7 protein-coding genes are annotated in these 12,906 nt (G+C 53.2%); 5 read left to right on the forward strand and 2 right to left on the reverse strand.

What is annotated here, in order from left to right; genetic code table 11:
• Positions 1-142: 142 nt before the first annotated feature.
• The 3 genes from F1728_RS30325 to ligA all read left to right on the forward strand — a co-directional run bounded on the left by F1728_RS30325 (position 143) and on the right by ligA (position 5,007).
• Entirely contained in the window at positions 143-1,849 is a 1,707-nt protein-coding gene (locus tag F1728_RS30325) for a cation:proton antiporter domain-containing protein (RefSeq protein WP_145185573.1), read from the forward strand.
• Positions 1,850-1,975: 126 nt separating this feature from the next.
• Positions 1,976-2,959 carry a GDP-mannose 4,6-dehydratase gene (gene gmd, locus F1728_RS30330; protein ID WP_155367137.1) on the forward strand — a complete coding sequence of 328 codons (984 nt, stop codon included), beginning with the start codon at positions 1,976-1,978 and terminating at the stop codon, positions 2,957-2,959.
• Between the two features lie 38 nt (positions 2,960-2,997).
• On the forward strand, positions 2,998-5,007 hold the full coding sequence (ligA, locus tag F1728_RS30335) for an NAD-dependent DNA ligase LigA (RefSeq protein ID WP_155367138.1): 2,010 nt from the start codon (positions 2,998-3,000) through the stop codon (positions 5,005-5,007).
• Positions 5,008-5,011: 4 nt separating this feature from the next.
• On the opposite strand, the gene F1728_RS30340 is transcribed toward ligA, so the two are convergent.
• Positions 5,012-5,938 carry a radical SAM protein gene (locus tag F1728_RS30340; protein WP_228030418.1) on the reverse strand — a complete coding sequence of 309 codons (927 nt, stop codon included), beginning with the start codon at positions 5,936-5,938 and terminating at the stop codon, positions 5,012-5,014.
• A gap of 24 nt (positions 5,939-5,962) precedes the next feature.
• Positions 5,963-7,300 (reverse strand): asparagine synthase-related protein, encoded by a 1,338-nt coding sequence (locus tag F1728_RS30345; protein WP_155367139.1) that lies wholly within the window; start codon positions 7,298-7,300, stop codon positions 5,963-5,965.
• A 286-nt stretch (positions 7,301-7,586) separates the two neighbouring features.
• On the opposite strand from F1728_RS30345, the gene F1728_RS30350 reads away from it, so the two are divergent.
• On the forward strand, positions 7,587-8,936 hold the full coding sequence (locus F1728_RS30350; protein ID WP_194242601.1) for a DUF1501 domain-containing protein: 1,350 nt from the start codon (positions 7,587-7,589) through the stop codon (positions 8,934-8,936).
• A 297-nt stretch (positions 8,937-9,233) separates the two neighbouring features.
• Positions 9,234-12,785, forward strand: a complete 3,552-nt coding sequence (locus tag F1728_RS30355) for a hypothetical protein (protein ID WP_155367141.1) — start codon at positions 9,234-9,236, stop codon at positions 12,783-12,785.
• Positions 12,786-12,906 lie beyond the last annotated feature (121 nt).

The following is a 12,906-nucleotide window of genomic DNA, read 5'->3' on the forward strand; positions in this document are numbered from 1 at the left end:
CGTTAGCTCGAACTTGATATCTGATAATAGTTTACTATCATTTTTTTAAGGCCGGAGAGCCGGGTTCAGGATCGACCGCTCACCCTAATCTGCTATAATCGGCCCGTAATCAATTTCATCACCTCTAGAACAGGACGTTCGAATGGGCTCATGGCATATCATCTTTACTCTGGGAATCTTTCTAGCAGCTGGTTTGCTGGCAGGTACCCTGGGGGAGCTCTTTCGCCTGCCCAAGGTGACCGCCTATCTGTTGATCGGAGTGATCCTGGGGCCAGCGATTCTGGATTTGATTCCCCATGAACACCTGGAAGAGCTCAAGCCGCTGACGGACCTGGCTATGGCACTGGTTCTGTTCGGGCTGGGGAATCACTTTACTCTCTCCCGTCTGCGTCGCCTGTTTAAACGAGTCTTGCCACTTTCGATCGGAGAGGTCCTCGGTACATTTTTCATTGTATTCGTGGGGTTGCTGCTGGTAGGGGAATCTCCGGGAGCGGCGATTCTGCTCGGGGCGCTCGCGATTGCTACTGCACCGGCGACGACGATTCTCGTACTGAAGGAAATGCAGTCAGAGGGGCCAATTTCAGAATACACCGGGATCCTGGTGGCCCTCAACAACCTGATTTCCATCATCGCTTTCGAAGTGATCTTTGTGGCTGTCTTCTTTCTGCAGGGAGACAGTGCACATGCCTCTGTACTGCCCCAACTGGGACACCTACTACTCGATATTTTCGGGTCCGTATTCATCGGCGTCTTCGGCGGTCTGATGATCAGCTACGGCAGCTCCATCATCAAAGGCAGCCGTCGTCTGATCATGTTTGTCGGTCTGATTGCACTGGCTCTCGGCTTATGTCGCACAACAGGCGTGCCCTATATGCTGACGTTTCTGGCGATGGGTTTCACAGTCGCGAACTCGCTGGCTGAAGAGGATGTCCCGAAGGTCGAAGCCGAACTATACCCGCTGACCGGTTTCCTCTGTGTGCTGTTTTTTATCATTCACGGAGCGGAACTCAAACCACAGCAGTTTATTGAAGCCGGTTTGATTGGGGGCAGCTACATCGTGCTGCGTCTGGTCGGTAAATACATCGGTATTTTCATACCGGCCCGGATGCGGGGAGAAGAACCCGAAGTCTCACTCTGGCTGGGAACAGCCCTGTTTGCCCAGGCGGGAGCTGCGATCGCGCTTTCAGCAATCGCCGTCAGCCGGGATCCCGTGTTGGGCGGTCACCTGCAGACCATCATTCTGGGATCGGTGGTCTTCTTCGAAATTGTCGGTCCCATCATGATTCGCCAGTCAGTCTTGCGGGCAGGGGAAGTCCCGTTGATCCATGCGATTCATCATACCGCCGGCGATCCGATCAGCGAATTCCAATCGATGATCCGCCGTTTCCTGGTCTCTTTCGGTCTGTTGTCCGAAATCGATCAACCTCCCGATCAGATTCTGGTCGAACAGCTATATCGTAAGAACGTCAAGGGCATTGCCCAGACGGCGACGTTCAACGAAGTGATTTCGTTTATCGAACACAGCCACGACAATACATTCCCCGTGATTGGTCCAAATGAAGAGGTCGTGGGCGTCATTCGCTATCAGGATCTGAGTAATACCCTGTTTGACCCCAAGATTGGTTCCCTGGTCCGCGCGGCTGACCTGGCGAATAATCTGGAAACCGTTGTTTATCCCGACGATTCCCTGGCACGGGTCTGGAGCAAATTTCGCGAAGGTTCCTACGATTGTCTGCCGGTTGTTTCACGCGAACAGCCGCATCGCATGCTGGGGGTCATCAGACGCTGGGAAATTCTGAAATACTACATCAAGGGGCACCGGTCGGCCCAGAATCAGGATGGTAAATAGATCGCATTCATCAGGCTGTCGTTCAACCGTTGCGATTTGGGGGAAAACCACTAAACTTGCAGATACTGGCGGAAGAACCAGTCATTTTTTACTACCATCAAAGTATTTACATAGAGGATTCGTGACGTGAGTCGAGTTGCCCTGATCACTGGAATTAATGGCCAGGATGGATATTACCTTTCCCGGTTCCTGGAAAGTAAAGACTATGAAGTCCATGGGATCACATCCTGCAGTAAGCCAGGGATCGGAGAACCCCCTCATAACTGCTATTATTGTGATTTCGCAGAAGGCTCGAATCTGAATGAAATTCTGGATCGGGTCAAGCCCGACGAAGTCTATCACCTGGCCGCCCAGAGTCACGTCCGCCTCTCGTTTGACATTCCGGTTTACACCGCGGAAGTCACAGGTGTCGGCACTCTGCGTCTGCTGGATGCGATCCGGTATTATGAGCAGCAGAGTGGCAAGCAGGTCCGTTTCTACCAGGCATCTTCCAGCGAGATGTTTGGTAAGGTCGTTGAGACTCCTCAGAGCGAGACCACGCCGTTCCATCCCCGCAGCCCGTACGCCTGTGCCAAGGTCTTTTCCTACTGGTTGACGATTAACTATCGTGAATCTTACAACATGTTTGCCTGTAACGGCATCCTGTTTAATCACGAATCGCCGCGACGGGGGGAAGCCTTTGTGACCCGCAAGATTACCAAGGCCATCGCACGTATCAAACTCGGGATGCAGGACAAACTTTATCTGGGAAATATCGACGCGAAGCGGGACTGGGGTTTCGCCGGCGATTATGTCGAAGCGATGTGGCTGATTCTCCAGCAGGAGAAACCGGATGACTTTGTGATCGGAACCGGCGAAACGCATTCGGTTCGTGAATTTCTGGAAGCCGCCTTCGGTTCTGTCGGACTCGACTGGCGAAAATATGTTGAAATCGATCCGCAGTTTTATCGACCTGCAGAAGTCGAACTGCTTTGTGCGGACCCCACCAAAGCCCGTGAAAAGCTCAAATGGGAACCTAAAGTCACCTTTGAAGAACTCGCACGCCTGATGGTCGAAGCCGACCTCAAACAGGCGGAACAGGAAAAACTGCTCAAAGAGTCTGATTCCTGACCTGCCTGCGCTTCCACTGATTCATTGCGGATATTTCCATGAGCGTTCAAAAAGAAATTGAAGAGCTGCGTCAGCAGCTCGAGCATCATAACCGGCTGTATTACATTCAGGCGAAGCCGGAAATATCCGACCGCGAATTCGATAAGATGATGAAGCGGCTGGAGCAGCTCGAGGAAGCACATCCGGAGTATGATTCCCCCGATAGCCCTACTAAAAAAGTGGGTGGGGCACCGATAGAGGGGTTTCAGACGATTGCCCATCGTCTGCCGATGCTCTCGATCGACAACATCTTTGAACTGGATGGTCTCAAGGAATTTGAAACCCGCATCTGTAAACTGCTTGGAGAAGAGCAGGTCGAACTGACGGCCGAGTATAAAATTGACGGTGTCGCAGTCTCCCTGGTCTATGAAAACGGGCACCTCGTACAGGGAGTGACCCGCGGCGATGGCCAGTCTGGGGATGACATCACCCACAACGTCCGCACCATTGGTGGAGTTCCTCTGCGCCTGAATGCAAAAAAGCCTCCCGCGCTGCTGGAAATCCGGGGAGAAGCTTACATCAGCAATTCTGATTTCCAGGTGCTCAATGTAGAAATGCAGGAGCAGGGGAAAGAACCGTTTGCCAACCCGCGCAACACAACAGCAGGCGGTTTGAAACTGCTGGACCCGAAACTGTGTGCAAAACGTAAAATCCGTTTTTTTGCGCACGGTATCGGAGCGGTTGAAGGTGTTGATTTTCAGACGCATGTCAAATATCTCGACGCGATTCAAGAAATGGGTATCCCGGCGACACCCAACGTTAAGGCTTTTCCCAACCTGGAAAAGACCATGGAACATGCCCAGACCATGATGGATGACCTGCACTCGCTCGACTTTGAGGTTGACGGGATTGTGCTTAAGGTCAATCGCTTTGATCAGCGCGATCAACTGGGCAATACGTCCAAGAGCCCGCGGTGGGTCGTGGCGTATAAATGGGAACGATATGAAGCGGTCACCCGGGCAGAATCGATTGTCTTCCAGGTGGGTAAAACCGGAACGGTGACTCCGGTAGCTAACCTGGAACCGGTCCAGATCGCCGGGACCACGGTTTCTCGGGCCAGTCTGCACAATCGAGATGAAATGCAGCGGCTGGGGATTCAGATCGGCGACTGGGTCGTCGTGGAAAAAGCCGGCAAAATCATTCCACACGTGGTGCGTGTGGAAGAGCATCGCCGGGATGGCTCTCAGCAGGAACTCGAATTCCCCACGCATTGCCCTGAATGTAATACGGAACTGGTTCAGGATGAAGGGGGCGTTTACATTCGCTGTCCTAATCCGGAATGCCCCGCTACGGTTCGCGAGACTCTCCGCTATTACGCTTCGCGTCAGGCGATGGATATCGAAGGCATGGGCATCAAGATGATCGAGCAGTTGCTGGAATCCGGATTGCTTAAGGGACTGGCCGACATCTATCGTCTTGACGAACATTACGAAGATCTGATTAACCTCGAACGCCAGGGAGAAAAGTCGATCGATAATCTGCTGGCAGGCATCGAAAGTTCCAAGCAGCAGCCGCTCTGGCGGTTACTCACGGGGCTGAACATCAGGCATGTGGGGGCCAGTAATGCCCGGATTCTCGAACGGGAATTCGGAACCATCGACGAGATTACCAAACAGAGCGAGGAAGACCTGGCGGATGTGAATGAGATTGGTCCCGTGATCGCTGGTTCTGTGTATAACTTCTTCCACTCCGATTTCGGTCAAAAGCTGATTGCAGATCTTAAGGAAGAGGGGCTGAATATGGGGACACCGGTTTCCAAACAGGAAAAGCCCGCTGGTGCCCTCGAAGGTAAGACCGTGGTTGTCACCGGCACTCTATCGCGATTTACCCGTGATCAAGCTAAGGAGTTCATCGAGAAACACGGAGGCAAGGCCTCGGGATCGGTATCTTCGAAAACGGATTACCTGGTAGCGGGGGAGAATGCCGGTAGTAAACTGACGAAAGCACAGTCGTTGGAAGTACCCGTTCTTTCGGAAGATGAATTTCTGGCGCTGCTGGGTGAGGACTAAGGTGTCAGACTGAAGGAATGACGGTCTGCGTCAGATTCATCTGAGACAATCGATCCAGTCGTTGCGTTAGATTGAATTCATCAGCATACAGTGACTCCAGATCCCAGAGATCCATCAGCACCCGCCCCTGACGTAATTGCAGGCATTGTTCCAGCACACTTTCAACGGAAGAAAGTTGGGGAATAGAAAACTCACCTGTGGACTGCAGACGTTCAAGCATGCCGTTCCCCGGTCGAGTGGGAATGATGGCACAACAACTGACGCCGAGTGAAAATGCATATTCGACGGAGCGAATCGCCCATTCACTACCCTCCGCCTCATTCAGAAACGGAGGTTTCAGCAGAATGAACGCGCGGACTTCAATAGCGTGCTCTCTCAGGAAAGAAACAGCCCGGGCAAAGTCGTCTAAGGTCATGCGTTTGTTGAGAGCCGGCAGTACTTCGGGATGAATCGTCTCCAGTCCCAGCGCGATTTCCAGTTGACCGGGGATCTGTTGTTGGAACTCCGGGCAGGCCTGATTGCAGAGCAGGGGATGATTCTCGAGGATTACACGTTCAAAAGGCTGGATCAGTTCCGCGATTTCAGGCAGGTCCTCGGGGGGAATCGCTTTGGCGTCGAAGAAATTACCACTGTTGTAAAGCTTGATCTGGGTGGCAGGGGGCAGCTGTTTCAGGGCGTAGCGGATCTGCTCAGGAATGGCGCCCGGGGAAACGCGATTATCGGTCGTGTTCTTCCAGAGGTCGCACATCAGGCAGCGAAAAGGGCATTCACGGTTCGTCAGGAAGATCGTCGAAATCTCTACCGGATGGCCTGCGGCGGACGCCTCTCGTTCATTCAGAAATGCATAAGGTTGGGACTGCGAGACTTCGTTTTTCGGACCCCGGGCCTGCAGGATCTCCTGATCGTGAAATTGTCGAACAGGCAAACTCATGATATGTGGCGGCTATCCTCAGAATCAGGAAGGCTGCTGGAACAGCGAAAGCAGAGTCTCACGATAGACGGTCTCTGATTCAGCAAAGACATTCTCGTAAGAGTCGCCATTCAGGCTCCCCTCCTGAAAACGCCGTTTCGGATAAACGGGCATGGAGAGTCCGGTGACCTGTTTGATTCCCCGGCAAACGATGTCCCCTTTGAGAGCATACAGTTTACGGGGATCCCAGTCGGTCAGTTCGATAAAGGGAATCCCCTCGGCGACTTCGATGACGTTCGGCAGTGCATAGGGACTGAAACCCTGGAAGCCCAGTGAGCGGGCAGGGGCATAAGTGCGGACGTGACCGCGACTCTGTCCCCCCGAATAGGTCAATGAGTGCTTGACCGCTTCCACTCCCCAGCCTTCCTGGTAGAGCATCAGATTATTCAGCACGCTGCGAATCGTCAGCTCCGGATTCGCTTCGATCGGATAGTCTTTCAGGTTTTCATCGCCACCATCGCCGTCGATGAGGTGCTTCCAGTGGGGATATTGCTCGCGAATCTTTTTGCACAGGGCGTACGTCATCATCGCCGCCTGCACGTCCAGCTCTTTATAGTCTTCGACGACTTTGATTGTTTCTTTATAGTCCAGCGCATCTACCGGGACCTGCATGATTTCCAGGAACAGACTCAAATTCAACTGGTCCAGAAATTCATAAGCCTGTCTGCAGTCGCTGCCCTCACCATCGACAGAGAGCGAGAACGCTTTGAGACGGGACGGAGATTCCCCTCGCGTAATCAACGCGTGATACAGCAGCAGGAAGATCGCACCGCTGTCAATTCCTCCCGAAAACAGAACTCCGATTGGCTCCTGCTGAGGAATGGTGTCCAGCCAGCGATGTATTTCCTGAGAGACAGCGCTGATATACGCTTTGCCGATATCATCAAGCTTATTCGACAGTCGGTTTCGCTCGGGAGTAAAGTAGCGCGTTGCCTGTGGATTCGGGTCCGGACAGCCGATCAACTGCAGCTCGATCAGATAGTGGGCGGGAACCATCCGCGTGTAGGAGGGATGGAACTGGTTGTCGAGGCCTTCACTCTTGAGGAATTCGTAGATCTCATCAATACGTTCGGCGATTACCAGACAGGGACCTTCCGCCCGTTTCGCCAGGAAGAAACGCATGGGTCTGCCGATGGAGCGTGCCATGCGAACACGTGTTCCCTCCTTGTGGACCAGGGCAAACTGCCCATCGATCTCCCTGATCTGTTCAGGAGAACCACTGCCCACACGTTGCGTGGCTTCTTCAAAAGTCATATTGAAAAGCAGGTTTGCCTCTGGAGCCAGCAAGTTGACAAGTCGCTCCACGTACTCGTGATGAATCATTAAATCTAATCCTGAGATTTAACAGGGCCCGGAAATGAGTGAGACTGCTCCCGTCTGCTGCCTGAATTTTATGATTCCACTAGACAAATGAAAACTCACTCCCGGGTAAACCATATTAATTTCGTGAAATTCACATTAGGATCTGATGCGACACTTTGACGCACCTCTGGGCCCGTCCTGATACAGTTTCTTGATTCATCCCTAAGCCGTTCTGGGGTTGTGAATTGCGCGCGAGTCTGGTACTTTTTGAAAAACACATGGGAGAGGTTTTATGAGTACGGGCCGCATGAGCAAATCTGTTTCTCGACGGACTTTCCTGAAGTCCAGCGCTTTGGGAATCTCTGCCGGCTGGGTTTCGGGAATGGGGATCAATGCCGGTGCAGGCTTGAAACTGAATCCGGGGCAGAAATCGGTGGTGATGATCTACCTCCCCGGTGGCCCAACCCAGTTTGAAACGTTTGATCCCAAGCCCGAGTCTCCTGTCGAGATCAGGGGCTCCTTTCTCCCGACCCAGACCAAAGTACCGGGAGTTCAGTTCTGCGAACTTCTGCCTCGCCTCTCCTCAATTGCTGATCGTTTTTCTGTGATCCGTACTCTGGTTGGCATGGAAAACCGGCATGAATCGTTTCAGTGCTACACCGGTCGCGCTGGGGGGAGAACAGAAGATGGTGAGCCTGCAGGCGGCTGGCCAGCCTTTGGTTCGGTGATCTCCCAACTGCTGGGCCCCGGCGCAAACGGGATGATTCCCTACGTCGATGCGGCTCCGAAAATGAGTTATGGACCCTATAACAATAACGGGAGTCATCTGCAGGGGAATCCTTCCTGGCCTGGTTTCACCGGCTTCAAACACATTCCGTTTACGCTGGAAGGGGAAGTGAAATCAGACCTGGTGCTGCATGGCATCGACCTGGCGCGGTTGAATCAGCGGAAATCCCTGTTGCAATCTGTGAAGCGCAGTCAGCAGCAGATCGACGGCAAAGGCTTGGATAACTTTCAGGATCAGGCTTTTGAAATGTTGACCTCCGGTCGCTTTGCCGAAGCCATGGACCTGGAGCGGGAACCACAGTCAGTCCGCGAGCGTTACGGTGCCCTGCAGAAAACCGATCCCAGCTTTGGTGGCGCACCACAGAGTCCACAGCATCTGTTACTGGCGCGTCGACTTGTCGAGGCCGGTGTCCGTTGTGTGACCGTCGCTTTTGGCGCCTGGGACTGGCACGCCAACCGCGAGGGTTCTATTGAATACCTGTCGAAGAAATACCTGCCGCTGTTCGATCAGTCACTGGCGGTCTTCCTGCAGGACCTGGATGAACGCGGTTTGCTGGAACAGACGACGGTCATCGTCTGGGGAGAATTCGGGCGGACTCCCCGTATCAACGCCAAAGGAGGCCGCGACCACTGGCCCGGGACACAGTCCGTTCTCATGGCAGGAGGGGGAATTCAGGGAGGCCGCATCATCGGACAAACTGACCGGGTGGGAGGTGTTCCCGCAGACCGTCCGGTGCACGTTCAGGAGATCTTTGCGACCCTCTATCGGAATATGGGCGTCGATCTGGCGACGGCCCAAATTACCGATCTCTCGGGGCGCCCCCGTTATCTGGTTGACGACAATCGATTTCCGATTCCGGAACTGTATTGATCACAGATGCTACTAAGTTCTGCATACGAACCAGTCGGCCTGTTTCCTTCTTTGGTCTGGTTCTAACAGGATATCTAAGTATTCTATTTTAAGTCACTTAGCGAATCCTGGTGATCTCTCCAGCTCGTAAGCACTGTGAATCTGAACCGTTGACCTTTCAGTAAATTAGAATATACTGGTTCTCTGACTGAGGTTCATGATCTCTCGCCCAAATCAATTATCACCCGCCCTCAGTGCGCTCAAAAGAAGATCAGCGATTTTTCGACATTTCTTCATTTTACCAAAAGCAAATTCAATATGTTAAATAGCGATGTATCCTGGGATAAACCACCCAGGTCTCTCAAAGTCGGTACGCAGGATTCCAGCGAACAGTTTCGGCAGGCATTGGGCCTCGATCACGAGGGCAACGCCACCTGCAATGAGGATCGCGATGAAATTCTCCGCTATCTGAATCTGCAACTCATCGCCAACGGATATCCTGCTGCTCTGACTGACGCAGATCGCAATTTTGCGGATATTGCGCAGGGACTGCTGGAAAATCATCGACAGAAAAATCGCCTGCTGGTCAATCAACGCTGCCCTGTCGATCAACGTATTGAGAACTTTCTGCAGTCACATTTCAGCGATGTACCCCAAGGGGCAGAGCTGAAGCTGCCGGCCCGCACGCTGATTTTAGACCGTTTCGGTCTTGCGCGGGAATTGTCGCTTCCCATTGAAGGCGATGAGTACCATAGCGATCTGGTGCAGTCTTACCGGGTCAAGAACGGCGTACTGCATAATCCCAAGCATGACCGCCGCACTACGGTCGGGACATTTCATGTGACCGAGGGGGGCTTACCGGTCCCTGGTGACAAACGCTCCGTTCCGCGGGAAACATTCGTCAAAATGTTCCAGCATGCAATGAACCCCCCGGATGATCTGAAACTGTTCCCGTTTACTTCCGAGCAGGCAGAGCCGGCTTCGGGCTGGGCCTCGCTGCTGCTGCGTCCGATTGTCTGCCCTGAGGTCAAAGGTGTCACACCTGAAAAACGGATGGAAGTCCGGTTCTTTGCTCCCGGGACACTGGTCAGCAATCTGGATTTCGTGGAATCAATCTTCGGAAATGCCGGTGATCCGTTCGTCCCCATGAATGACTCGGGACTGGATGTGATGCACTGGACCGGACATACCGGTGCTGTAATCCTGGCTCCGCATTTAATTACACTCACCAAGAAAGAACTCGGTCTGCCTCACTGGGATGATGCCACTGTGCGTCAGCAGCGCGACAGTATGTGCTGGAAAACCGAAGACGAATTCTACAATGACGGCATGGCGTTTAAACTGACCTGCCGTACCGAAGAAGGCGTGATCGTAACTCTGATTGCAGATAACTATTTTGGTTACTGCAAGAAAGAGGTCAAAACACAGATCAGCTACTCGGCCAATCTGTTCGGTAACGCTGAGGAAGAACACGCGGGCGGAACCATGGCGTATCCCAGCTACAACCTGGGTGAAGGCTTCCAGGTTAACAGCGTACGCTACAATGGACGCACCTTTGACGATGTGATCCAGGATTACGGCGATCATATCGAAGGACAGCCTGAGGGATACGGCATTGACAGTGTCTATCCGGAACTGGTCTACATCCCGGAAGATGCCTATGCCAGCCTGCCGGAACAGTGCATTCGCTGGACCCGCGGGGGGAGAGAGCATTCCATTCCGCTGTTACCCGGTCAGGTCTATATGGCACCCTCCGGCTACCATCTGCGGATGGAGAAGCACCCTGCGGCTCCCTCCTGGAGAATCGTGGGAACCACCGGGGAAGGGATCTTTTGTCACAAACCGTGTACGGTGTCCGGCGGTGGAAAAAGTGAAATCAGTAAATCGATTCAGGACTACATGCTCTATGGCCCCGTGTTCGTCTCCAATTATGAGAAAGACATGGAAGCCGTTCGCGAAATCATCGAGAAAGATTATTCCGATCGCTGGCTTGAGCCACTGCCGGAAGGACACCCTGATCTGAAACCAAGCCGAGGTGTGCTTGATCTGCATCGCTCGCTGGGAAGTGTGATCAAACTGCTCACTCCTTCGCCGGCTTATACTCCCGAGTTCAACGAGTGGCTGAATTCCATTCCCGATCATATTCTGGCCCTGGTCTTCATTATCAAGCGAATTTACTGGTCCAGTTGGGGCGAAGACTGGGACAACCACTTCGGCGTGGACATTGTCAACGGTAATCACGGTCATGAACTGAAATACCGCGAGCGGAAACTGGTCGGAACCTATCTGCGTGTCGGTCTGTTTTCGCTGACAGGCTGGCGGACATTCAAGGTCCGCCAGGACTTTATCGCTTCGCTGAAGATTCAGACGGAAGACGATATCAGTGCGTCAGTCATCGTGCCTTCGCGCGATTTGCCTTACCTGGCGGAAGGGGAGAACAGCGAGAGCTGCAAATTTGTGATCAACAGTGAATACCGTCTGTTCCAGCGGCCCGATGACGCGATTGTGCGTGGTCTCGACAAACAGACCGAACTGGATCTCAGCAAGCCGGGGAATTTCATTTCCAACTTCGAACCGCTGAGCATCGACCAGGTTCGTGAGATGAGCAAGTACGTCGTCGATTTTGACGCGTTCAGCCCGCCGATGCAGGACATGTTGCGTTCCGCAGAAGAATCCAACAGCAGTTACGTCGTCTGTTCGGCTAATCCACGACAGATCGACGGTAAGCCGACCAAAAACCCACGTTATCTGCAGACCCGTCCCGACCTGGTCAAACCGTTCAATACCTATGTGGCCAAAATGGCGACACGCCTCTTCCGGGCAATTCCGGCTGATCAGCCAGTACATAACCCGGTAAATGCCGTCATGGTCGGTCGCCGGAATAATCCTCCGGAAAAAGAGAAGGGCATCCGCAGTCTGGCCGTTTATTCGCCCATTCATTATCAGGAACTTCCTGAACTGTTCATGGACTTTGTCTGCTCTCTGACCGGAAAGAGTCCTTCCACAACCGGGGCAGGTAGTGAAGGGGCATTAACCAAGGGGCCGTTCAATGCACTGCGTCCTTCCGCAGACCTCAACAGTGCCCTGGTCGGTTATATCCTGACGGGCTATTCAGGCTTCTCTACAGCAGCAGGTCACATCGGTCCCAATGTGCGGGTTGACCATGACATCAGTCTGCTGATTCCGGAGATCTGGTGCCGCATGTCACCAGAAGAACGTTCGCCTGAATTCCTCATTCGGGAAGGACTGCTGGAACCGATCAAAGACTTTGAGCATGAAGGTGTGCAGATTCCTGCCAGCCGGCTTGGATATCGCATCACTTACAAGTTCCTGCTCCGCTTCTTCGGTCGTGTCTTTGACAACCCTGCCTCCGTATTTGATGAGACGATACTCAAACCGGAAAAGCAGGACCTGGAATCCTTCGTCGATGGTATCCAGCATATCGCCGAAGCCCAGCAGCGTGTGGCTCTACAGTACTTCGAAGATGGTGGCTATGAAGAGGCCTGTCCTCCGTTGCAGGCGATTCTGTCAATCATGGCACATGGCAACTGGCAGGGGCATACCATCCATGATAAGGAAGTCCGCGATCTGTTTACCCGGGAGAACCTGCTGCAGAGCGACTGGTACCAGGAGCGACTGGCCGCACGCCAGGAGCGGGAATCTGACTTACTCAAACGGCACTTGGAATACCTGGATCGGTTCAGCGTTCAGCCTGGATACGACCGGGAACTTGTGCGTTTGCAGATCCCTGAACGGCGTAAATGGGTCGAGGAGCAACTGGCTCACGTCAGTTCCCCTGCTTACCTGGAAGAGCTGAAAGGCACGATTGGCGCCGAGCCGACAAAAGATTTAAAAGGGACCGCGAAATAAGCCGCGCGCCTGCTGTATTTCTTTCGTACTGATCTGTTAGAATGCTGGCTGTCATTGCGCACCCTGAACCCCTGATTTTGTGTCAGTAAGGTGCGGGGTGTCGTAATTTACAGCGTATTCC

The organism is Gimesia benthica (assembly GCF_009720525.1).
Lineage (GTDB): Bacteria > Planctomycetota > Planctomycetia > Planctomycetales > Planctomycetaceae > Gimesia > Gimesia benthica.